This window comes from Acinetobacter psychrotolerans, assembly GCF_048552595.1.
GTDB lineage: Bacteria > Pseudomonadota > Gammaproteobacteria > Pseudomonadales > Moraxellaceae > Acinetobacter.
This window is the reverse complement of the sequence record NZ_JBIMDK010000003.1, coordinates 217,482-241,947: the sequence shown is the minus strand read 5'-3', so window position 1 is coordinate 241,947 and position 24,466 is coordinate 217,482. Positions and strand designations below refer to the sequence as shown.

Genomic DNA, 24,466 nt, shown 5'->3' with positions numbered 1-24,466 from the left:
AACTAAGTGGAATATGCTTAAAAAACGTTTATATCATTATCCTTTAGGTGCTCATCTCATCGTTAAACATTTTGGCTATAGCCATCATGGTATTTATGTGGGAAAAGGACGTGTCATCCACTATTCAGGATTTGCACATTTTTTTAGAAAGCACCCGATTGAAGTCACATCAATTGAAAAATTTGCTCACGGCAAAATCATCAGTATTCGTCATTACGAACAGCCCAAATACAAAGGACGTCATGCAGTCCGTCGTATGCGCTTACGCATGCATGAAAATAACTACCATCTTATTATCAATAACTGTGAACATTTATGCAGTTGGGCAATTACGGGCATCGAAAGTAGCCCACAAGTTGTAAAAATGATGAATCGTTTAACCACGATTGGCTATATCAGCTCGATTATGACATATATGAATGGCTTATTTTTAACAGTTGCAACGACTTGTTTTGCTTTAGTGCTCTATATCAAGATGAAACTAAAAGCACAGAAAAAATTAACATTACCGACTTATTTAACACTCAAAGAACCACCTGAAAAAAAATAAATTTTATGCAAAAATACCAAAGCAAGTACCATATTACTTAGATTAATTTATTCCAAATAATATTAAGATTTTAAGCAAAATTTTTGCTTGATACATCTCCCCAATATATTCAACGCTTTTACCCTATGTAATCTTTCTTGTAAAAGCGCTAAATCCAAATGACGTGGTCATTTCATGAGAGATTTACTTCATATAAATACAAACCCAGCCGAAGCTGGGTTTAATACATTTAATCCAACAAATTACTTAGCAGGTTTAAAACTATCTTTTAAATCTAAAATACGATTAAACACTGGTTTTTCACTGGTATGATCAAACTGATCTGCAACAAAATAACCTTCACGTTCGAACTGGAAACGATCTTCAGGATTCGCCAATGCTAATGCAGGCTCAATCACCGCTTTAAGAACTGTTAAAGAGTCAGGGTTCAAATTCGCAAGGAAATCATCATCTGCATCTGGTGCTGCTTCTGTAAATAAACGATCGTAAATACGAACTTCTGCAGGAATACCTTTAGTTGCAGAAACCCAATGTACAACACCTTTTACCTTACGTCCTTCAGGGTTTTTACCCAAAGTTTCTGGGTCAATTGAACATTTCAGCTCAACGACTTCACCATTGTCATCTTTAATCACTTCATCGCATTTGATCACGTAAGCATGGCGTAATCGAACTTCGCCTTCTGGAATTAAACGTTTAAAGCCTTTCGGTGGTACTTCTTCAAAATCTTTACGATCAATGTAAATTTCCGAAGTTAAAGGAATAATACGGTCACCCATATCCACGTTTGGATGGCGTGCATGGCTTAAATCCATATCTTCTGGAAGATTAGTCAAAGTCACTTTAAGTGGGTTCAACACAGTCATTCCACGCGCAGCAGTATTTTCAAGCGATTGACGGATACAGAACTCAAGCATTGCAACATCCACAATACCGTCAGTTTTAGACACACCAACACGTTTACAGAAATCACGTAAACCTTCTGGAGTAAAACCACGACGGCGCATACCGACAACTGTTGGCATCCGTGGGTCATTCCAACCATTGACATGATTACCTTCAACCAATTTACGTAATTTACGTTTAGAGGTAATGGTGTAGTCAATATTTAAACGACTTGATTCGTACTGATGCGGTACAGATGGCGATTTAACTTTTGCCACAACCCAATCATAAAACGGACGGTGATCTTGGAATTCCAATGTACATAATGAATGGGTAATACCTTCAATCGCATCTGATAATGGATGAGCATAGTCATACATTGGGTACATTTTCCATTTATCACCCGTTTGATGATGTTCAGAATGTAGAACACGATACAAAATAGGGTCACGCATGTGTACATTTGGCGATGCCATATCAATTTTGGCACGTAATACCGCTTTACCTTCGCCTAACTCACCATTATTCATTTGTGCAAAACGTGCTAAGTTTTCTTCAACTGATGCATCACGATAAGGTGAATTTTTACCAAGATCGACAAAATTACCACGATTCAAACGAATTTCTTCTGGGCTTTGCAAATCGACGTAAGCATCACCTTGCTCAATCAACTGGATCGCCCAAGCATGAAGTTGGTCAAAATAGCTTGATGCATAACGCGGCTCGCCATTCCATTCAAAACCCAACCATTTCACATCGCTGGTAATACCATCGACATATTCCTGCTCTTCGGCATCTGGGTTTGTGTCATCAAAACGTAAATTACATAAACCATTGTATTCATTTGCAATACCAAAGTTTAAGCAGATCGCTTTAACATGACCAATGTGTAAATAACCATTTGGCTCAGGTGGAAAACGAGTCACAACTGACTTTACACGACCTTCCGAAAGATCATCGGTAATCACTTGACGGATAAAGTCCAAGCCCGCCTGTTGTTCTTGCTGCGCAGCATCGACAGAATTAGTACTGGTTGTCGGGTTCTTGGGCAGTTCTGAAACAACATCATTTGGCTTCATAGTTGATAAATCACTTTTAAAAGATACAATAGGATAATTAAAACGCTTTTCTGAAACTATTAACAAAGAAAATAACGTTTTCGCTTGCTATGTAGTTTACAGTTTGCTTATGCTTCTCTCAACCAAAAACCCATGGCTTTTTTCAGTCATGATCAGGAGATTATAGAATGAGTTTTCCTCAAGTCGAATTAAACACCAATAAAGGACGTATTGTTCTTGAACTTAACTCTGAAAAAGCGCCAAAAACTGTTGCTAACTTTCTAGAATATGTTCGTGACGGTTTTTATGATGGCGTTATCTTTCACCGTGTGATTGAAGGCTTCATGATCCAAGGTGGTGGCATGGACGAAAACTTCAAAGAAAAATCAACTCGTGATTCTATTGAAAATGAAGCGGATAACGGCTTAAGCAATGAAGAAGGTACAGTTGCTATGGCACGTACTCAAGCACCTCACTCTGCTTCAGCTCAGTTCTTCATTAACGTAAAAAATAACTCTTTCCTTAACCACACTGGTAAAACAGCACAGGGTTGGGGTTATGCAGTATTCGGTAAAGTAACTGAAGGCTTAGACATCGTTGAAGCGATTAAAGGCGTTCGTACTGGTAACCGTGGCCACCACGCTGATGTTCCTTTAGAAAATGTTGTGATTGAATCTGCTAAAATTATTTCTGAATAATTTTAAATCCTCCCTAACCTCCTCTCTTTCTCAAAGGGAGGTTAGGAGGGATTATTAGAATAGGAAACAAAGTGACCCATCTGTTTATCGCCGATTTACATTTGTCACCGGATCACCCTCGACTCGTTCGGGGGTTTTTAGATTTATTACAACAATATAAAAATGAAAATACCCAACTGTATATTTTAGGTGATTGGTTTAATGCATGGATTGGAGATGATTACTCCGCCCCTTGGTTAGATGAGATCGTGAACGCATTAAAACAATTTACCAATGCAGGCAACCAAGTTTTCTTTCTGGTCGGTAATCGTGATTTTGCTTTGGGTCAAAAATTCCTCAATCAATTCAATGGTAAGCTTCTACCCGATGAATTTACATTAAACATTGCCAATAAAAAATTTAGAATTGAACATGGCGATGCACTATGTACGGATGATGTGTCTTATCAACGCTTTAAGAAAATTATTCGTAATCCGATTTTATTGGGCATTCTAAAAAGTATGCCTTTAAGTTTTAGACAAAAATTAGCAAATGGTTTTCGTAAAAAAAGCCGTGAGTCTCAGCAAAATAAATCCTACGACATTATGGATGTGAATGCTCAAGCTGTAGAAAAAGCTTTGTCTGATGTTGATGTGCTTATTCATGGACATACCCATCGTCCTGAAATTCACAATGAATTTAATAAAACACGCATCGTTTTGGGTGATTGGCGTGAACGTACTTCTGAAGCAATCATTTTAGCTGTGAATGATGATGGTGAATGGCAATCCATTCAATGGATGATCGAATAACTTGTAAATATAAATTACTTTTCATGTTTATTTACGTTTCTGTGGATTTAAATAATATAAATTCAGTCTATAATATCGAAAATTTACGATATATGAGATTCACTCATGGATTTATTAAACGTATCAAAATCTCGTTATACAACGAAAGCTTACGATGCTACAAAGAAAATTTCCACAGAACAATTTGAGCGGTTACTTGAAGTTATTCGTTTAACGCCATCTTCTATTAACATCCAACCTTGGCATTATTTTATTGCAGATCATACAGATGCAAAAGAAAAAATCGCAAAAGCATTGGTTGGGAAATATGCTTACAATGCACCTAAAGTGCTTGATTCTTCACATACTATTTTGTTTTGTACGAAAGCTGACATTACCGAAGACCACTTAGCTAACCTATTGAATCAAGATGATTTGAGCGGTCGTTTTAAAGATGGAAATGCCAAGCAAGGGCAAAAAGATGCTCGTACAGGTTATGTCGATTTTTACCGCAATGAAAAAGGTGATATTCAACGTTGGGTGGAGAATCAAACGTTTATTGCTTTGGGGCAAACTCTACTTGCGGCAGGAATTGAAGGTATAGATGCAACACCGATTGGTGGTTTTGATGAATCAATCATCAGCGATGAACTGGGCCTCGCCGAAAAAGGATTGATTCCTTCAGTTCTATTAACTTTGGGTTATCGTAGTGATTCAGACTTCAATGCAAAACTTCCGAAATCACGCTTAAATAAAGAAGAAATTTTTACTACGCTATAAAAAGCCCTATTTAAAAATTTTTCTAGACTATTTAAAATTTAACTTGAGGAGCGCAAGCTCCTCTATCTCTGAATAGTTTTGATTGTTATCAATTCTGAGCTGTTTAAATGATGTAATCCATTTATATCGGATGTGAACTCGCAATTTCTTGGCTGATCATTACCGCTGTTGCAGCGGAAAGTGTCCATCCTAAATGCCCATGCCCTGTATTGTAGAATACCCGTTCACGTTTGCCACGTTTCACTACTGGCATCATATTTGGCATCATTGGGCGAAGACCCGCCCACGGTACACAATGCTCTGTCGAAATATCAAAATTCTTATTGACCCAGCCAATTAATGGTTCAATACGGTCAGAACGAATATCACGGTTATAGCCATTAAATTCAGCTGTACCAGCAATTCGTAAACGATCTGCACCTAATCGTGAAGTAACAATTTTTGCACTTTCATCAAGTAAACTTACCCACGGTGCGCCTTGCACACTTTTCTCATCATTCAGTTGAACTGTAATAGAATATCCTTTTACAGGATAAACATTTACACGATCTCCCAATTGATTTGCGAGTTGATAACTTCCAACACCACCACAGACAAGTACAGCATCGGCTTGTAATGTTTCGATTGCTATACTCTCACCGTGAGTATTGTCTATGCTTGGATGATACTGAATACTAACGCCATTCGAGGTGTGCTCAACATTCACCACCTCCATTCCAAATAAGTATTTCACACCATATTTTTCAGTGACTTTGGCTAAACCAGTAGTGAATTTATGAATATCACCCGTTGCATCATCTGGACAATAAAATCCTCCATAATAATCACCTGTTAAACTTGGCTCGATTTTTTTTATTTCTTCTGGTGTTACTGCGTGGCGAATTAAACCACCGCTACACAGTAAATCATTCACTCCAGTCGCTACTTGATAATCATATTCAGAATGATAAAAATGCAAAATTCCACGTTTTTCTAAATCAAAATCAATACCTTCTTGCTCGGCAATAGAAAATAATCTTTGACGTGCAAGCAGTGCCATCTTCACTGTATCTTTAGTATTGGCTTGATAATGTTTAATATTGCCTAGAAATTCGACCAGCCATGCATATTTATGTAAATCGAAAGCAGGATTGAGCAATAATGGTGCATCTTTTTTTGCCATCCATTTAATGCCCTTTAATACGGTCGATTTTTGATTCCAAACTTCTGCATTACAAGCAGATAATTGTCCACCATTGGCAAAAGAAGTTTCCATTGCAGGGAATAAATGTTTATCGATAACAGTGACGTGATAACCCAATTGAGATAGCTCATAAGCTGAGGTTACACCTGTAATACCCGACCCAATAACTACGATATGACACATAAGCACACTCCGTTGAAATGTAATTTTTTTACATTTTCAATGCATGCCCCATCTGTCATTGGTACCTGAGAGCTTCGATAAATATGCAAACCATTTGCACAAAACCATCCCCTTCGGTGAGTTATTTCAGCATATCTTTATCGATGATTTTGAAATAACTTCTCTCCAGATTTTTAAAAATTATTACAGTCCTTTTACCTGAGAGTTTCCGGGGTCGTTGCTCCTTCGGCGAATCTACAAGAGACTTCTCTCCTGCAATAATATTTAATTGTTATAAAGCAAGGTATATGCCATTGAATGAATTTAATACAATAATAAATGGTTAAATAATGTAAACCTTAATTAAATCTATCCTGATCGCTTTAATCATCTAAAATTAAATACCACCATAGATCGTCTTTTCTGATTTGAATAATTCAACTCTGCACCGCAAAGCAACAAAGCATTCAAAACGTGTTCTAAATATTCCACTATTTAATTTAATTGCTCGGTTTTTTACTAATGACTTTAGTGATTCACTGAGTCATAACGAAATACATTTAAGTCATCGTATTCAATTTGTGGAGTTTTATGTGAAATAATATCGGATAATAATTTTGCGGAGCCACATGACATTGTCCAGCCTAAAGTCCCATGCCCAGTATTAGTAAATAAATTTTTATACTTAGTTTTTCCCACTATAGGCGTACCATCTGGTGTCGCAGGTCTTAAACCTGACCAAAAATGGGCATCTGAAATATCACTAGCATTGGGGAATAATTGCTGTAGCACCATCAATAGCGTGTCTTCACGACTGGATTTTAAAGAACGATCAAAACCATTTATTTCCGCCATTCCCCCCACTCGAATTCGGTCATCAAAACGTGTTAATGCAATTTTATAAGATTCATCCAAAATAGTAGAAACAGGTGATAATTCAGGATTGAGAATTTTAGTGGTTATTGAATAGCCTTTGAGTGGATATACTGGTGCATCAATATCCAACTCCTTCAACACTTCATGACTATAACTGCCCAAAGCCATCACATAAGCATCGCCAGAAATTTTTTTACCATCTTTTAGAACAATCGATTTAATGGAATCCGCGTCTTTTTCTACGGATTCAATCACTGAATTAAATAAGAAATTGACCCCTTGTTGTGCTGCAAGTTCAGCCAATTCTGTTGTAAATTTTTGACAATCACCTGTTTGATCATTGGGTAATCTTAAACCACCAACAAAGTCTATCGTTGCATGTGCCAAAGCAGGTTCAGCACGAATTACCCCTGCTTTGTCTAATAATTCAAAAGGTACGCCTTCATGTTTTAAAACTTCGGTATCTTTGCCTGCGACATCTAACTGTTGTTGTTTTCTAAATAGCTGCAAAGTTCCCAATTGACGCTCATCGAAATGAATCTTTGTTTCAGCCCGTAGCTCATCTAAACAATCACGGCTATATTCCGAAATTCGCACCATGCGTTCTTTATTAATTTGATAACGATTGATATTACATTCAGCCAACATGCGTACCATCCATTGATACTGATACATATCGCCCGTCAGTTTTATTGCCAATGGTGAATGTGGCTGAAACATCCACTTAAAAGCTTTCAATGGAATCCCTGGCGCTGCCCAAGGCGATGCATAACCTGGTGAAATTTGCCCTGCATTGGCAAAACTGGTTTCTAATGCAACATTGGGCTGTCGGTCAATCACCGTGACATCATGCCCTGCTTGTTTTAAATAATATGCCGAAGTTGTACCAATCACGCCTGCACCAAGAACGATAATATGCATCTGAACCACTCCTCAGACAAACTATTGCTTTATGATAAAAAGTTATCGATATTTATAAATATTTTGACTATAGGTTCAATTTAGCACTTTGCCACAGTTTAGCAACACGGATTTGGTGATGATGTGTGATCATTTTTTTGACTATCGGGATTATTTTTGTTGTCGTAATGTTCAATAAAAAAAGGATATTTAATCGCATAAATATCCTTTTCGTAAATTATTTTGCTACTTTTGAGTCTCTATTTTTAATTTTAAACCACAGGTAAAACAATTAGCGATGTGTATGGATTGACATCACGATGCCAAAACTGGCCAATAAAGCAATAACAGCTGTTCCACCATAACTCATCAATGGTAATGGATCACCTGTCACAGGTAAAATACCACTCACCATGCCTGAATTTACGAAAACAAAGAAAAATAAAGATAAGCCAATCGTTCCTGCCAAGATTCGTCCATAGTTATGAAAAGAATTTAAACTAATCATCATACAGCGGAAAATCATTGCAGTATAAAGCGCAAATAAGAAGAACACCCCAATGAAACCAAACTCTTCGGCATAGGTCGACATAATAAAGTCAGTATGATGCTCTGGTAAATAACCCAGTTGCGACTGAGTACCTTCTAAGAAACCACGTCCTGTAACGCCGCCTGAACCAATCGCAATTTTAGATTGAATGATATTCCAACCTGCGCCTAAAGCATCGGATTCAGGGTCAAATAAAGTAAGAATACGTTTCTTTTGATAAGCCTGTAATACAAATGTCCAAATCACTGGAAATGCTAATGCAAGTGCACCCAAAGTTCCAAGGATCAATCTCCAAGACATTCCACTTAAAAATAATGCAAAAACACCACCAATCACAATACCAATCGCCAAATCGGGTTGTAATAAAGCCAGTACAAAAGGCACAACCATAATGATCAGCGCGACCACAATATGTTTAAATTTAGGTGGTAATGGCTGTCTAGAAAAATACCAAGCCATCATTAACGGCATAGCAAATTTCATAAATTCACTGGGCTGCATACTCCCTATACCCGGAATAGTCAGCCAACGCTTAGCCCCAAGTCTTACATCACCAACCAATAACACCAGTATTAACATCAATATTGCGATTAAATAAAACCACGGGCTAACAGCTTGATACACTTTAGGCGGAATTTGCGCGCAGATAAATAACAATACAAAACCCACAGCAAAACTGATCCCTTGGCGTACGACCATTGAAACATCTTGGTCAGATGCACTGTAGACCATTAATAAACCTAAAATGGTGTTAATTATTAAGAATCCCAATAACCAAGGATCGAGGTGTAATTTATCCCATCTCGAAATCTTTTGATTAAAGCTTAAACCATCTCGAACAGATTGGCGTAAAAATTTATACTGTGGTGATGGTGTCATGAATAGAAATCTTAAACATGCGGATTTGAAGCAAAATTATAAAGACAAATGCCGAGTGATAAAATCTATCCACGGATAATAATGTCTATTTTTTGCCGATATTTGTGTTTTATTGAAGAATTTGTTGCTGAGCTTGTAAAATCAGTCGAGCAAGTTCCAAATCATCTGGATACGTAATTTTAATATTGTCGGAACGCCCCATCACAACCTGCACAGGCTCATGACTATATTCTAATGCACTTGCTTCATCTGTAATAACAATATTATTCGCCAGAGCTACTTCTATGGCTTTTTTAAGTTTTGCCAATGTCGAAATTTGTGGAGTTTGCGCCTGCCATAAATAGTCACGACTGACTGTTTTACTAATGTCCTGATCATTCTCAACACACTTCAATGTATCACGTACAGGAATTGCAAGAATCGCACTTGTCTCCTGTTCAATTGCAACCTTTACAAGGTTTTCTAGGCATTGCGTGGTTACACATGGGCGAGCTGCATCATGCACAAAAACCAAGTCATCTTCATCTGCAAATTGTGCAAGATAATTTAAACCGTTTAAAACTGAATCGACACGCTCTGCGCCACCTAAGCAAAAATGGGCATTTTGTCTATTTTTAAAGTGCAGAGTTTCTGCATAATTGTCTTGTGCGCCAATCGCTAAAACATAGCCCGCAAGCGGTAGATCATTCAAGCGATTTACGGTGTGTTCCAATACCGTTTTATTTTCAATGATTTGGTATTGTTTAAACTCAGTTTTTGAAAAACGGCTTCCAGAACCTGCAGCAGGAATAATCGCCCAAAGTTTACGGTTGGTTAGGTGCGGGTTCGGCTTCATCTTCATTGGTTCTTGAATCAACATTTTCATCGATATAAATTTGTTTGTAATGTGTACTGATGGTACTCATTTGTACAAATGTTTCATGTGGCTTGACTAGACCGAGGTCTAAACGTGCATGTTCCTCAATGGCTTCTGCACCATTTTTTAGGTCATACACCTCTGCCGCGAGGATACGGTTGCGCTCTTTTAGGTCAGCATTGACTTCCATTTGCTGTTCAATTTGCTGTACTAAAGCGTGATGAGGGAAATAGCCTCCCTCACCAAACCAGAAGCGATACTGGAGTATAACCACGATGATAATCGCGAGCACCAATATCACTTTACTTGAAGTTGTTTTAAATACTTCTAACATTGCATTCGTGGCTTAAATAACAGCATTAAATAAGGTGCTAATATACATCAAATATTTTGTATGAAGAATATTAAACTGTGTGAAAACTGCAAAAGTATCACAAAACTCTAATTTCTATGCAAAAACTGGAGTATTACTAAAAATATCACCGCAATGAATTTTAAAGCAGCAAGCTCACAGGATCGGAAACTCAATACGCTATTGTTCGGCATGTTCTATACGCAGAAAAAAACCACTCCTTTACATAAAGTATAGGAGTGGTTTTTTATCTAAATCAACAGGCTTCTGAATTAAGTTCCTTTATTTCCCTACAGGAGATAAATAAAGAGGAAGAAGCCCTAAAATATTAATTTAAACCTTTAAACTCAGCTTTACCACGGTAAGCGGCATGCGTTAATTCTTCAATACGTAGCAATTGGTTATATTTTGCAACACGGTCAGAACGGCAAAGTGAACCCGTCTTAATTTGGCCCGCTGCTGTACCCACTGCAAGATCAGCAATTGTAGAATCTTCAGTTTCGCCTGAACGATGTGAAATAACAGTAGAGTAACCATTTGCTTTAGCAAGATAAATAGCATCTAAAGTTTCAGATAAAGTACCAATTTGGTTATATTTGATTAAGATCGAGTTACCCACTTTCTCATCAATACCACGTTGTAAAATCTTAGGGTTTGTAACGAATAAATCGTCACCTACCAATTGGATCTTATCACCAAGGATAGAAGTCAAATAAGACCAACCTTCCCAATCAGATTCGTCTAAACCATCTTCAATTGAGATAATTGGGTATTGATTAACTAAGCCAGCTAAATAGTCTGAGAATTGGTTGCTTGTAAATGCTTTGTTGCCTTCACCTGCAAGAATATATTGACCATTTTTGTAGAACTCAGTAGATGCACAATCAAGTGCAAGCATAATGTCAGAACCTGCTTTATAGCCAGTTTGAGCAATTGCTTCAAGAATTACAGTAATTGCTTCTTCGTTTGAACGAAGGTTTGGTGCAAAACCACCTTCATCACCAACTGCTGTATTTAAACCTTTTTTATTTAAAACTGATTTTAAAGAATGGAAGATTTCAGCGCCAGCACGTAAAGCTTCAGAGAATGATGTAAAGCCTACAGGCTCAATCATAAACTCTTGAATATCAACATTATTATCTGCATGCGAACCACCATTGATGATGTTCATCATTGGTACAGGCATTGTCAAAGTTGTTTGACCACGTAAATCTGCAATGTACTGGAACAATTCAGATTTTTTTTCTACCGCAGCAGCACGAGCAGCAGCCAAAGATACTGCCAAAGTTGCATTTGCACCTAATTTTTCTTTATTTTCAGTACCATCAAGCGCGATCATTTTATCATCAAGCGCTTTTTGTTCAAATACGTTTTGACCAACCAATAAGTCTTTGATTGAACCATTTACGTTTTGAACCGCAGTACGAACACCTTTACCTAAATAACGAGATTTGTCACCGTCACGAAGTTCTAAAGCTTCACGAGAACCAGTTGAAGCACCAGATGGTGCACATGCACGGCCAACAACGCCAGAGTCTAGGATTACGTCAGCTTCGATGGTTGGGTTACCACGAGAGTCCAAAATTTCACGTGCACGAATGTCAACGATTTGGCTCATGAATAATTCCTCAGTTGAATGATCTATTGAATGAATAATAAGATGCAAATAAGCGCATCAATGAGTATCTAATTTTTTGAAACCTTTCACCAAGGTATCCAATTCTTTGAGTTGCGCTAAGAACGGCTCAAGTTGGGACATACGTAATGCACAAGGCCCATCACATTTAGCTTTTTCAGGATCTGGATGCGCTTCTAAGAATAAACCTGCCAGCCCTGTTGCCATACCTGCGCGAGCCAGTGTCGTAATCTGAGCACGGCGTCCACCTGCAGAATCTTCACGACCACCTGGTGTTTGAAGCGCATGTGTAACATCAAAGAATACGGGTACATTCATTTCTTTCATAGTGTCAAAGCCAAGCATATCAACAACTAAGTTGTTATAGCCAAAAGCTGAACCACGCTCACAGAGAATCAGTTTGTCATTCCCTGCTTCAAGGCATTTATTCAAGATATGACGCATTTCATGCGGTGCAAGGAACTGAGCTTTTTTAATGTTGATAATGGCTTGTGTTTTAGCCATTGCTTCAACAAGATCCGTTTGACGACTTAAAAAAGCAGGAAGCTGAATAATATCAGCAACTTCAGCCACTGGCGCAGCTTGGTAGGGTTCATGTACATCAGTAATGATCGGCACATTAAAATGCTTTTTAATTTCCGCTAACCATTCAATGCCTTTTTCTAGACCTGGTCCACGAAATGAATGCAGGCTTGAACGATTGGCTTTATCAAAACTCGCCTTAAATACATAAGGAATACCTAATCGAGTACAGATATCCACATAAGTCTCTGCAATTTCAAAAGCTAAGTCTTTCGACTCAAGTACATTCATTCCGCCGAATAGTACAAATGGCAAATGATTTGCCATTTGTATATCGCCTAAACGTACAATTTCTTGTGGTTTTAATTGTGACATCTAAACTTCCTAGTCTATTTTACTCAAACCTTATTTGCTTTGCAGGTGCTGTTTTTTTGCAGCATCAATGAACCCAGCGAATAATGGATGTCCATCACGTGGTGAGCTGGTAAATTCCGGATGAAATTGCACAGCAATAAACCAAGGATGTTCAGGGATTTCCACAGTCTCAACAAGATGTTGAACAGATGAATAGCCTGAAATTTTCATACCTGCTGCTTCAATAGCAGGAATAAAACGATCATTCATTTCATAACGATGACGATGACGTTCTGTGATTTCTGCTTTCGCATAAACTTCACGAGTCTTCGTACCTTCAACCAATTCAGATTTTTGCGCACCCAAACGCATTGTACCACCAAGGTTTGACTCGGTACTACGATGCTGAATTTCGCCACGCTCATCTAACCATTCGGTAATTAAACCAATGAGTGGGAACTTCGTTGAACGGTTAAATTCTGTAGATGTTGCTTCAGGCATACCTGCTGCATTACGAGCAAATTCAATCACAGCCAATTGCATACCCAAACAAATACCTAAGAATGGCACGTTGTTTTCACGAGCAAATTGAATCGCCTTCATTTTGCCTTCGGTACCACGTTCACCAAAACCACCTGGAACGAGGATTGCATCAGCATCTTTTAATACTTCAGCAGCATTTTGGCTTTCAAGTTCTTCAGCATTGACATAATCAATTTGAACTTTTACCAGATTTTTCACGCCTGCATGTAAAAGTGCTTCATTCACAGATTTATAAGCATCTGGAAGTTCAACATATTTACCTACCATCGCAACACGAACGGTATATTCAGGGTTTAATAATGCTTCAACCACATTATCCCAGTCCGTCAAATCTGCTTCTGGTAAATCGTTATAGCCAAAACGCTCACATATTAAATCGTCAACATTTTGTTCATAGAAAGTACGCGGAATTTGGTAAATTGAACGAGCGTCTTTACACACCACAACTGCACGTGCTTGTACGTTTGTAAAGAGTGCAATTTTACGTGTAGTCTCTGCATCTACATCATATTCAGTACGACAAATTAAGATGTCTGGCTGAATACCAATCGACAATAATTCTTTTACAGAATGCTGTGTTGGTTTGGTTTTAAGTTCAGCAGCAGATTTGATATATGGTAATAAAGTCAAATGCATAAGCATTGTACGGTTATGACCAAGTTCAACCATTAACTGACGTACAGCTTCCATGAATGGGAGAGATTCAATGTCACCGACAGTCCCACCGATTTCTACGATGGCTACGTCATAACCTTCGCCTGCGCGAATAACGCGTTCTTTAATATTATCCGTAATATGTGGAATAACTTGTACCGTACCACCAAGATAGTCACCACGACGTTCTTTATTTAAAACATCTTGATAAACACGACCTGATGTAAAATTATTCAATTTGGTCATTTTGGCACGACGTAAGAAACGTTCGTAATATCCCAAGTCTAGGTCAGTTTCAGCACCATCTTCTGTGACAAATACTTCACCGTGTTGGAATGGGCTCATAGTCCCAGGATCGACATTAATGTATGGATCCATTTTGACCATGGTCACTTTTAAACCACGGGCTTCTAAAAGTGCAGCAACTGAAGCAGCTGAAATACCTTTACCTAGTGATGATACAACACCACCAGTGACGAATATAAAATGGGTCATTAAGTTTCTCGTACAATGGAGCCTAAATTGGCCTACAATGTTGGGCGATTTTACTTTACCTTGTACCCAGAAAGCAAAGTCAAATCACATCAATTCATAGAACAATAAACAATTGGCTATTCTATCAGCATTTCCAATAAAAATTTAGCACTTGATAAGGTGATTTTTAAATATCATTTTGCTGTTATACTTAGTAACATCTCTTTAATCTGTTTTGTTTTGAGTCATTATGAATAAGAAACTTTTAATTTGTGGTGCAATTGCGACCGTACTACTCGTATCTGCTTGTGTAAAAAAAGAAACGCCTAAAGAAGATGAGCAAGATAAAGTAGAAACTACTCAACCTGCGACTTCTGAAGCTGCGCAATTTGAAAACTTGCCAAGTTCTGAACAAAATACACAGCAAGTAGAAATTCCTGCTCATGTAGAAGTTGAACGTACTGAAACTGCAAATACCACCACTGAAGTTCGTACCACAACTCATGAAGCACACGCAACCACTCAAAATGTGCAAGCTGCTGATGCTAAGCCTGCTGCGACAGAAGCTAAACCAGCTAAAGCTGAATCAGTAAAAACTGAAACTGCACCAAAAGCTCAACCTACACCTAAACCAAATTCAGCTGCGGCACAGTCTGAAGATGATGCAGTTGCTGCTGCAATTGCTGCTGCTACCCCTGCACTTAAAAACTAAGTTTTAATTTATTGTATGTAAAAAACCAGTCATAAGTGACTGGTTTTTTATTTTAAACTTCCTGAGTTAATCTTGTGATTCAAATATCAACGCATAAACATAGCTTTAAACCATATATTCATCTAAATATTGCCATTTCAGTTATTTTATTCGAATTAAAATTTTTGCAGAAAATCTGCTATCAACTTTGAAGCCCAAGATTGCGTATTTAAGCCTTCATAAAAACCACAATGGCTGCCTTTTTTAGTCGTTACCACAACAATATTCGGCATTTTTTCAATCATCGGTTTAAAAGGTTCTAGATTTTTAATTGAACAAACTGGATCATCTTCCGAGTTCAAAACCATGAGCGGAATTTTTACATTTTCAAACACATAAATAGGATTAGTTGCTTGAGAGTAACTTTTATAATCACTAAATCCTGCCATTTCAAAATATTCATTTTGAAATTCCTGCAAAGTTTTAGTCTTTAAAACGGTCTGTACTGAATGTACATTTTGCCAAGTTTTTGCATAAGGCTGAATAAAAACTTTAAATAATTTTTTAGTCATCACCTTGGTATAGAAAGGATGTACATTTTCAAACCCAAGTTCTGTGTCATAACCTGGACACATTGCAAATGCAGCTTTAAATGGTGTTTTTTCACCCTCTTCACCCAAGTAGCGTACCAACAAACCTGTTCCTGCGGATGACCCCACGGCATATAAATCGGACTGTGGGAAAACAGATTGAATCAAACTGATCTGTTCTCTTAAATCTGAAGGAGAACCAAAAATCGACATTTGTGGTACTGGCATAGGTAAGCCTGCATGCCCACGGCGCAGACACAGCGCAATCCGCCAACCTGTATATTCATGTAAATCTTTGACCAATTCACGCATACTTTCAGGTGTACCCGTGATGGTATGCATAATGACAATCGTTGGTGTATTTTTTGGTAAATCATAACCATACCAAGCAATAGCAGTGACGCCACCATCCTGCATGGTCAATTGTTCAATACGGTCATATTTAAGTTTAATGGTTTTTTTCTTAATGATGTCAAAATACAGCAGATGTACATGACTGTTACTCAACCACGGCGTTGGACGATATTTTTGCTGTAATTGTGGCAGTTGCTTTAATACGTCTTTAATCTGTCCCTGTTGGTCATAATACATTTTCGGCTGTTCAGCACCAGTCACTTTATCCAGTACAGTTTGCGTCATTTGGCTGACTTTATTCAGAATAGACATCATCTTTCTCTACATTTAAAACTTAATTAGATACAGCATTCGACTTTTAACTTTCGGAGTTTAACTATCAATAGTTAAAGCTCTAATGGTTCAGAAATATTAAATAATCCCTGAACCAATATTTTATGTAGGATTAGTTTTTAATGAATCATTAAGGCTGATATTGAGCAAAGCGTTCGCCCATTTGCGCACCCAAAGCCTGTAAACCACTGAGTGAACGAATCATCACTTCAAATTCAACGATTTGACCCTGTTCATTAAAACGAATCATATCGATGCCTTTAAGTTGCTTTTCAGAAACTACGGCTGAAAATTCAATCACTACACTTTGCTCATCTTCAGTAAAAAATTCACGATGATAAGTAAAATTTTCAAAAACCTGAATGACATTGGTCAGAATAAAATAAACCACTTGTTTGCCTTCATAAGGCTTGAATGCCACAGGTGAACGGAACACCACATCATCGGCAAGTAATTCATTTAAAAGTGACATATCACGGGTTTCGATCATGTCATGCCATTTTTGAACGGCAGCTTTAGTATTTGAGTAACTCATTTTATGTCCTTTATTCTAAATAGTGCATCACAATAATTCATGTAAAGTAAGCTCCTCCTCCCTTCGGGATGAGGAGTGAAACTTCGCAAGAGGATGAGGGGAAATTCAAAATCACCTTTCCCTAACCCTCTCCTCAAAGGAGAGGGAACTTTATTAATAGGAAAGTGCCTTTAAAAATCAAATCACCATTGCCAATTCAGCACCCTGACGAATCGCACGTTTAGCATCTAACTCACCAGCTTCTTTCGCACCACCAATCAAATGCACAGATTTACCATCGGCTTTGAGTTGATCAAACATTGCTGTAAATGGTTCCTGACCTGCGCAAATCACCACATGATTAACATCTAAAATCATGCTTTTATCCGCTACGGTAATATGTAAGCCCTGATCATCAATCTTGTCGTAACTCGCACCCGGGATCATATTGACATGACGATGCTTCAAACCTGTACGGTGAATCCAACCCGTGGTTTTACCCAAACCTGCACCAACTGACTTCGCTTTACGTTGTAACAGATAAATTTCACGAACTGACTGTTCAACTTCTGGCTGTTTCAGACCACCAACATTCGCATAAGTGGTGTCAATGCCCCACTCATCATAGAATTTTTGTGGATTCAGACTGCCACTTTCACCTTCATGAGATAAATATTCTGCTGTATCAAAACCAATACCGCCTGCACCAATAATAGCAACTCTCTGACCTACAGCTTTACGATCGCGTAAAACTTCGAGATAAGATAATACTTTAGGATGATCAATACCTTCGATATCCAAATGACGAGGTGTTACACCTGTTGCCACAACAATATCATCAAATTTTTCAGCACTGAGTTCTTCATACGTCGCTGTATGATTCAGCAATAATGTAATATTCGGTTGTAATTCAATTTTACGTTTAAAATAACGTAAAGTTTCATAAAATTCTTCTTTTCCCGGAATGGTCTTAGCAATATTAAATTGACCACCAATCTGATTTGAAGCTTCAAACAATGTAACTTTGTGACCACGGTCTGCCGCATATGTTGCAAAGCTTAATCCCGCAGGCCCAGCACCAATCACTGCAATATTTTTAGTCATCGCTGATGCTTTGAAAATCAGTTCAGTTTCATAACATGCACGTGGATTCACTAAGCAAGTTGCTATTTTCATAGAGAAAATATGGTCTAAACAAGCTTGGTTACAACCAATACAAGTATTAATTTCATCTGCACGTCCCTGCTCAGCTTTTATTACAAATTCTGAATCTGCGAGCATCGGACGTGCCATGGAAATCATGTCAGCATCACCTTGCGCTAAAACATGCTCAGCCATTTCAGGTGTATTGATACGATTCGATGTAATTAAAGGTACATTGACAGAACCTTTTAATTTCTTTGTCACCCAAGTAAATGCTGCACGGGGTACTTTAGTTGCAATGGTTGGAATACGTGCTTCATGCCAGCCGATACCCGTATTGATAATGGTTGCACCTGCTTTTTCAATTTCTTTAGCAAGCTGAATCACTTCTTCCAGTGTAGAACCGCCATCCACCAAATCCAACATAGATAAACGATAGATAATAATGAAGTTTTCACCTACTTCCTCACGGGTACGCTTAACAATTTCAATCGGGAAACGGATACGTTTTTCATAACTCCCACCCCATTCATCGTCACGATGGTTAGTACGAGCCGCAATAAATTCATTAATTAAATAACCTTCTGAGCCCATGATTTCCACGCCATCATAGCCTGCAATCTGAGATAGTTTTGCGCAGTTGGCAAAATCAGCAATGGTCTGTTGCACTTCAGCAGAGGTTAAAGCATGTGGTTTAGTTGGATTGATTGGCGCTTGAATGGCAGATGGTGCAACATTTTCAGGCTGATAGGAGTAACGACCTGTATGCAGAATCTGCAAAGCAATTTTACCGCCTGCATCATGAACCGCTTGAGTAATAATCTTATGTTTTTCCGCTTCTTCAAGATGATCCAATTTAGAACCACCAAAGAAAGTCACACCATGATCATTCGGAGAAATACCTCCGGTCACGATTAGGCCTACACCGCCAGCAGCACGCTCTGCATAAAAAGCAGCCATACGCTCATACCCACCGTCTACTTCTTCAAGACCGACATGCATCGACCCCATCAACACACGATTTTTTAATGTGGTAAAGCCTAAATCCAAAGGTGCTAGTAAATGTGGATAATGCGACATGGGTACTCCCTGCTTGCTTAATGCTGGCTGATTTCTGTTCATTTAATTTTAATGCAACAAGTTGCAATGAATCTATTTATAATCTAGATTTGATTTTTATGCAACATGTTGCATAATGACTTTACATCCATTTTATATGTGAAATATAACCAAAATGTCTTTAGCCCATGTTTTATTAACCAGTCTGATTGAAAAACCAAGTACAGGTTTTGAACTGGCTCGACGTTTTGACCGCTCCATGGGGTATTTCTGGAATGCGACGCATCAACAAATATATCGCGAACTGAATGGAATGCAAAAAAAGGGATGGATTTCCACCCTTGAAAATGAAGCAGATACTGGACGTAAAAAAACATATAAAGTCGAACAGCCTGGGCGTGTAGAACTTGCAGACTGGATGGTTAAACAAAGTGAGCCTGCACAACTTCGTGAAGAAATTATGGTTCGTTTACGTGCCGAAGCACAATTGGGTGGAAATTCCGTTCTACCTGAACTTGAACGCCATTTAGAATTGCATCAGGAAAATTTAAAGATTTATCAACAGATTTTTGCCAAAGATTTTGCCCAAACAAATGACACAGATCGCAGACTATATATTCATAAAATGATTTTACAATTGGGTATAGATTTGGAAAAAGGCTGGATTGACTGGCTTGGGAAAGTGATTCCACAACTCAAAAAATTTGCAGAACATTCATAAATTTATTTTTAAATAATGATTATGACGATATGAATTTTCGAGCTTTATCGAAAATATCCTATAAATTTAGGATTATTGAATTTAGCATCGTCTGATGAATCTGCATTCAATTTCATAACTGATGTTACACAATAATATCTAAATCATACTTTCCATCTCGAAGAATGTGGATACACGATAAAGTCATCCGCAATTGTTTGAGGCAAGACTCGCTCTATTCGGAAATGTTTCTGCGACACATTCAATAATTTAAGGACGTGGACGAGTTCTGCGGATGACAATAGTTTTGGGTACTTTTGTCGAAGACTAATCCCTAAATCAAAGCTATTGCCTAATACTCCGTCAAAAAGCTTAAAAAACAGATTAATATTTTAAGTGCGTAACATCAGGTTTAAAAAATAGCCTTTTTCAGTCACAATAACGCCCAATGAAAAACCAAATAAAAGAAGTCAAATAGGAATAGTTATGCCCTTTTATACAATGCCAGATGGTGAAAAATTATTTGTTCGCGAAGTTGGACAAGGCGAACCCGTACTTGTACTTTCAGGATTAGGCATGCAAAGTTGGCAATGGCTTCCTTTTATTTTACCTAATATTCAGAAGTTTAAGTTCATCATCCCTGACTGGCGTGGTTTTGGTGGTTCTCGTAATTGTCAGATTCCACAAGATTTAGATGCAATTCAAAACCATTGGCGTGATGTAGATGCGTTAATGAGTCAATTGACTCTCGATCAGTTTATTCTTATGGGCTATTCTATGGGTGCAACCACTGCGATGCATGGGATGCAATATGGCAATTTGCGTGAAAAACTCAAGGCTTATCTGCATATTGATCAAACCCCGAAAATCCCAACAGATGAAACTTGGCCGTTTGGCTTATTTGGCAAAAATCATTATAAATTTAAAAAATTACTGTCTGATTTATCACAATTCCTACATCAACATCTGCATGTACGTTTTGTCGATGAACTGCCACCAGAACCCCGTGAAACACTGGTAGAAATGTGGGTTAATTTTATCAAAATTCAGGGTAGTCATAAAATTGCTCCATTTATATTTAATCTAACTTTAAAACACCCACAATTACAAAAACATCTGTTACCTATTCGCCGTCTAGATTATATGCGTTGGTACATTGATAATTATTTAAATCATGATGAAGACTATCGCGATGCAATTTCACAGCTTAATTGCCCGACGACATTTTTCATTGGGGAAAAATCATCGCTATATCCTTCAGAAGGACAAATGAAAGTCTCTGGTAGTTTAAGCAATGCTAAAAATATTATTTTTAAACAATCTGGGCATACACTATTAATCACTGAACCTGTTAAATTCGGGCAGGAAATTCGCTCATTCTTAAAAGCATCTGCTTAAAAATTGATTAGAATTAAAAATGCCTTGTTTAAATAACAAGGCATTTTTATGGATCATGATTAAATTTAGAGACTGGTTTCCAAAGCTTCTTTTATCTTGATTAGACTTCACTTAGAAAGAAAAATCGAAAGATTTTAGAAGTTATACATCGCCACAGCACTGAAACGATTATCTACACCTGTCGTACTTCCATTCGGGGCAGCAACGAATGCTTTTCGCTCACCATAAACATACTCAAGTCCGAAACTTAAAGGTTTGACTGGGCTATAGAAAAGATTCGTCCATGCTTGCCAAAGATCTTTATTCCCCTTGGTTGGATCTGCTAAAGATTTGATATAGTCTTTATTATCATCGGCTTTCATATAGCCATAACCGAGTGTGCCACGCCATTGTGAATTAAACTGTTGCGTAATTCCGACTGTGATTGAATCAAATTGATTCAGTGCCACAATATCTTTATTGGCATCGACCGTAAAGCCTTGGTTTGCCCATGACACCAAACTAGAGTCACCTTTGACATGATAATAATCTGCTTTTAGTGTTGTTTTTGGGGAAATATCATATTTCGCCCCCAATCCAACGCCCCAAGCGAGTTCATTATCCGTCGCAGTTCTTTTTTCACCGACCATACCACGTAAACTCAATACACCTGCACGATCTGCAAATGATTGATTTAATCGGGTTGATAAAACAGGGATGCGCATATTTGATAATGCGTCTTTAGAATCTTCTAAAGCCGTAACAATTTGAGTTCTAGCATTAAATTTATGCGTATAACGAATTTGCGCATCACGCTTTACTGCACCACCGACATAACCCAAAGCATCAATTGTTTCAGGCATATAATCTGGAATTGCAAAGTTTGACCATGTTTGACCAATTAACCACTGACCATAATTAAAATATGCATGACGAATTCTTAAAGCATCATTTGCCCCTAAGAAATCAACTTCTATTTTTCCTGAAACATTTTTATCCGCTGTTTTAAAATCTAAACCTAAGCGTGTCGCAGCAAGTGTCGATTTTAATTGATCACTACTTTCATTCTGACCTTTAAGAGGAACGGTATTGATCTGATTATAAAGTCGGTCAGCACTTCCACCTTCAGACTGATAAGATAGATCTGCACGAACATTCCCATACAGTGTGACTTCTGCCCCTGCTTTAGTACGAGCAAATGCTTGTTCTTTTGTGGTGTTTTGAGGCACAACAACTGCAACTTTAGTATTATTGTCTAATACAACACTTTGGCTATTTTGCAATTGCTGCTGTTTTTGAACCATCTCACGCAATTGTTGAACTTCACTTCTCAATTGTTCAACTTCTGTCATTGAACCAGCTGCATGTGCCATATTCAGGCTGAGTAATCCCATAGAGACTAAAATTATGTTGTGCTTAAAAATATGCATTGTAGAAATCATCCTATTCTCTACGGTTTAATTTTTGTACTTAATAACAGCCGTCATCTCCATGATTCCGGCTGTAATAAAATTAATGGGTTAAGTTTCCAACAGTATTTTGTTGATTTTCTCCAGCTTCAGCAGCATTCTTTTTTTCTACAGAGGCATTTAAATTCACAAAGAATATCGCCAGAGCTGCAATGATTCCTGGAATTGCAATCACAAGGAAATTCATTTGGTGTGGTAAGCCGAATGTAAGTAATGCACCCGTTAATACTGGCCCAACAATGGCACCAATTCGTCCAATACCCGATGCCCAACCCAGACCTGTAGAACGTACAGTTGCTGGATAAAATTGTGCAACAAAGGTATAGAGCAAAATTTGTGAACCAATGGTCGCGGCACCTGCAACTGCGATTAGCATATAAAGAACGAATTGCGGACTTTTAAAACCTAGAAAAATGAGTGCAATTGCACCGACAGTAAACATAATGGTTAATACGGGTTTAATATGGAATTTATCCGCTAAAGCACCACCACCAATTGCGCCAACCATTCCACCAATATTTAATGCAAATAAGAAAATCATACTTGCACCCAGTGAATAGCCTGCTTGAATCATTAATTTAGGCAACCAACTTCCTAAAGCATAAACCATCAACAAGCACATGAAGAATGCGATCCAAAACATGATCGTGCTCGATGTACGTCCTTTCTGAAACAAGGCACGTAAAGGTGCTTCATCACCAGCGGTAACTTCATCTAATTCAAATTGAGTCGATGACGTAATTTGGAGTTCAGGTGCAATTTTTTGCACAATGTCACGTACCTGTTCAGTCTTACCTTTACCTTCAAGAAACATTAATGACTCAGGTAGAAACTTCCAAATGAGAGGCAATGCTAAAAATGGAATAATAGCGATATAAAACATGATTTTCCAACCATAATCGACCACCAACCAAGCACCTAGCAATGCAGATGTCATTCCGCCAATTGCATAGCCACTAAACATCACAGCAACCAATGTGCTACGTATACGCTTAGGTGCATATTCAGTCATCAATGCCACTACGTTTGGCATAACACCGCCAATACCTAAGCCTGCAAGAAAACGTAAGATGCCAAATTCTGTTGGGTTACTGGCAAATGCACCCAGAAAGGTAAAACCACTGAAAATAGCGACACAAATCATAATGGTTTTTTTACGACCAAGCTTGTCGGACAATGTTCCAAAGCACATTGCACCAAACATCATGCCAAATAAAGCAGTACTGGCAAGTAGACCTGCTTGAACTGGAGATAGTCCCCACTCCTGCATCAATAAAGGTAAAGCTATGCCATAAATAACCAGATCATATCCATCAAAAATAATAATTGATAAACACCACAATAAAACCCCCCAATGAAATGGAGTGAATTTCGCCTCGTCCACGATGCGATTAATATTTAGTTTATTCGTTTGCACTATTGCCTCCTGCGGTGAAACGTTATGAATTTTCCGAACAATGAGGCACATCGTGTTTTTTGTCCAAAACCGATTGCATATATATCCATACCTAAAAGGTGCATGAATATTTTTTATTATTTAAAACAATCGATTAA

The 24,466-nt window shown here is 37.9% G+C and carries 21 protein-coding genes and 1 riboswitch; of the genes, 7 read left to right on the top strand and 14 right to left on the bottom strand.

Annotation, left to right across the window (positions count from 1 at the left end; translation table 11 throughout):
* The first annotated feature begins 13 nt into the window (after positions 1 to 13).
* Complete coding sequence (locus ACG94X_RS04385; protein ID WP_419382517.1) at positions 14 to 550, top strand: lecithin retinol acyltransferase family protein; 537 nt, start codon at positions 14 to 16, stop codon at positions 548 to 550.
* A 242-nt stretch (positions 551 to 792) separates the two neighbouring features.
* On the opposite strand, the gene ACG94X_RS04380 is transcribed toward ACG94X_RS04385, so the two are convergent.
* Positions 793 to 2,514, bottom strand: coding sequence for a glutamine--tRNA ligase/YqeY domain fusion protein (locus ACG94X_RS04380; RefSeq protein WP_419382516.1), 1,722 nt, complete (start codon positions 2,512 to 2,514; stop codon positions 793 to 795).
* A 167-nt stretch (positions 2,515 to 2,681) separates the two neighbouring features.
* On the opposite strand from ACG94X_RS04380, the gene ACG94X_RS04375 reads away from it, so the two are divergent.
* From ACG94X_RS04375 to nfsB, 3 genes are all read left to right on the top strand, one after another.
* Complete coding sequence (locus ACG94X_RS04375) at positions 2,682 to 3,191, top strand: peptidylprolyl isomerase (protein WP_419382515.1); 510 nt, start codon at positions 2,682 to 2,684, stop codon at positions 3,189 to 3,191.
* Positions 3,192 to 3,262: 71 nt separating this feature from the next.
* A complete protein-coding gene (locus ACG94X_RS04370; protein WP_419382514.1) occupies positions 3,263 to 3,982 on the top strand; it encodes a UDP-2,3-diacylglucosamine diphosphatase in 720 nt (239 codons plus the stop codon).
* Between the two features lie 105 nt (positions 3,983 to 4,087).
* Positions 4,088 to 4,741 (top strand): oxygen-insensitive NAD(P)H nitroreductase, encoded by a 654-nt coding sequence (gene nfsB, locus ACG94X_RS04365; RefSeq protein ID WP_419382513.1) that lies wholly within the window; start codon positions 4,088 to 4,090, stop codon positions 4,739 to 4,741.
* 121 nt (positions 4,742 to 4,862) lie between these two features.
* Here the strand turns inward: nfsB and ACG94X_RS04360 are convergent, their stop codons facing one another.
* From ACG94X_RS04360 to pyrG, 8 genes are all read right to left on the bottom strand, one after another.
* Complete coding sequence (locus ACG94X_RS04360; protein WP_419382512.1) at positions 4,863 to 6,107, bottom strand: D-amino acid dehydrogenase; 1,245 nt, start codon at positions 6,105 to 6,107, stop codon at positions 4,863 to 4,865.
* Positions 6,108 to 6,283: 176 nt separating this feature from the next.
* Positions 6,284 to 6,372, bottom strand: a riboswitch (glycine riboswitch).
* A 242-nt stretch (positions 6,373 to 6,614) separates the two neighbouring features.
* Positions 6,615 to 7,883, bottom strand: coding sequence for a D-amino acid dehydrogenase (locus ACG94X_RS04355; protein ID WP_419382511.1), 1,269 nt, complete (start codon positions 7,881 to 7,883; stop codon positions 6,615 to 6,617).
* Positions 7,884 to 8,154: 271 nt separating this feature from the next.
* Positions 8,155 to 9,291 carry a rod shape-determining protein RodA gene (rodA, locus tag ACG94X_RS04350; RefSeq protein WP_419382510.1) on the bottom strand — a complete coding sequence of 379 codons (1,137 nt, stop codon included), beginning with the start codon at positions 9,289 to 9,291 and terminating at the stop codon, positions 8,155 to 8,157.
* 109 nt (positions 9,292 to 9,400) lie between these two features.
* Positions 9,401 to 10,132 (bottom strand): 2-C-methyl-D-erythritol 4-phosphate cytidylyltransferase, encoded by a 732-nt coding sequence (gene ispD, locus ACG94X_RS04345; RefSeq protein WP_419382579.1) that lies wholly within the window; start codon positions 10,130 to 10,132, stop codon positions 9,401 to 9,403.
* The gene (ftsB, locus tag ACG94X_RS04340; RefSeq protein ID WP_419382509.1) at positions 10,095 to 10,481 is read right to left on the bottom strand and encodes a cell division protein FtsB; all 387 of its coding nucleotides are present in this window, start codon (positions 10,479 to 10,481) and stop codon (positions 10,095 to 10,097) included. Before ftsB ends, ispD begins: the two co-directional genes overlap by 38 nt.
* 346 nt (positions 10,482 to 10,827) lie before the next feature.
* Complete coding sequence (eno, locus tag ACG94X_RS04335; RefSeq protein ID WP_419382508.1) at positions 10,828 to 12,117, bottom strand: phosphopyruvate hydratase; 1,290 nt, start codon at positions 12,115 to 12,117, stop codon at positions 10,828 to 10,830.
* Positions 12,118 to 12,174: 57 nt separating this feature from the next.
* Positions 12,175 to 13,032: a 3-deoxy-8-phosphooctulonate synthase gene (gene kdsA, locus ACG94X_RS04330; RefSeq protein ID WP_419382507.1), complete on the bottom strand. Its 858-nt coding sequence runs from the start codon at positions 13,030 to 13,032 to the stop codon at positions 12,175 to 12,177.
* Between the two features lie 30 nt (positions 13,033 to 13,062).
* Entirely contained in the window at positions 13,063 to 14,703 is a 1,641-nt protein-coding gene (gene pyrG / locus ACG94X_RS04325; protein WP_419382506.1) for a CTP synthase, read from the bottom strand.
* A gap of 229 nt (positions 14,704 to 14,932) precedes the next feature.
* Here pyrG and ACG94X_RS04320 point away from each other — a divergent pair, with 229 nt between their 5' ends.
* The gene (locus ACG94X_RS04320; RefSeq protein ID WP_419382505.1) at positions 14,933 to 15,394 is read left to right on the top strand and encodes an internalin; all 462 of its coding nucleotides are present in this window, start codon (positions 14,933 to 14,935) and stop codon (positions 15,392 to 15,394) included.
* Positions 15,395 to 15,549: 155 nt separating this feature from the next.
* Here the strand turns inward: ACG94X_RS04320 and ACG94X_RS04315 are convergent, their stop codons facing one another.
* The 3 genes from ACG94X_RS04315 to ACG94X_RS04305 form a co-directional block, all read right to left on the bottom strand.
* The gene (locus ACG94X_RS04315; RefSeq protein WP_419382504.1) at positions 15,550 to 16,629 is read right to left on the bottom strand and encodes an alpha/beta fold hydrolase; all 1,080 of its coding nucleotides are present in this window, start codon (positions 16,627 to 16,629) and stop codon (positions 15,550 to 15,552) included.
* Positions 16,630 to 16,780: 151 nt separating this feature from the next.
* Positions 16,781 to 17,185 carry a nuclear transport factor 2 family protein gene (locus ACG94X_RS04310; protein WP_419382503.1) on the bottom strand — a complete coding sequence of 135 codons (405 nt, stop codon included), beginning with the start codon at positions 17,183 to 17,185 and terminating at the stop codon, positions 16,781 to 16,783.
* A gap of 177 nt (positions 17,186 to 17,362) precedes the next feature.
* On the bottom strand, positions 17,363 to 19,387 hold the full coding sequence (locus tag ACG94X_RS04305; RefSeq protein ID WP_419382502.1) for an oxidoreductase: 2,025 nt from the start codon (positions 19,385 to 19,387) through the stop codon (positions 17,363 to 17,365).
* A 154-nt stretch (positions 19,388 to 19,541) separates the two neighbouring features.
* Between ACG94X_RS04305 and ACG94X_RS04300 the strand changes: the two genes are divergently transcribed.
* Both ACG94X_RS04300 and ACG94X_RS04295 read left to right on the top strand, forming a co-directional pair.
* Positions 19,542 to 20,087, top strand: coding sequence for a PadR family transcriptional regulator (locus ACG94X_RS04300; protein ID WP_419382501.1), 546 nt, complete (start codon positions 19,542 to 19,544; stop codon positions 20,085 to 20,087).
* A 465-nt stretch (positions 20,088 to 20,552) separates the two neighbouring features.
* Entirely contained in the window at positions 20,553 to 21,464 is a 912-nt protein-coding gene (locus tag ACG94X_RS04295) for an alpha/beta fold hydrolase (RefSeq protein ID WP_419382500.1), read from the top strand.
* Between the two features lie 134 nt (positions 21,465 to 21,598).
* On the opposite strand, the gene ACG94X_RS04290 is transcribed toward ACG94X_RS04295, so the two are convergent.
* The gene (locus ACG94X_RS04290) at positions 21,599 to 22,873 is read right to left on the bottom strand and encodes a DcaP family trimeric outer membrane transporter (RefSeq protein ID WP_419382499.1); all 1,275 of its coding nucleotides are present in this window, start codon (positions 22,871 to 22,873) and stop codon (positions 21,599 to 21,601) included.
* A gap of 82 nt (positions 22,874 to 22,955) precedes the next feature.
* Positions 22,956 to 24,329, bottom strand: a complete 1,374-nt coding sequence (locus ACG94X_RS04285) for an MFS transporter (protein WP_419382498.1) — start codon at positions 24,327 to 24,329, stop codon at positions 22,956 to 22,958.
* Between the last annotated feature and the right edge of the window lie 137 nt (positions 24,330 to 24,466).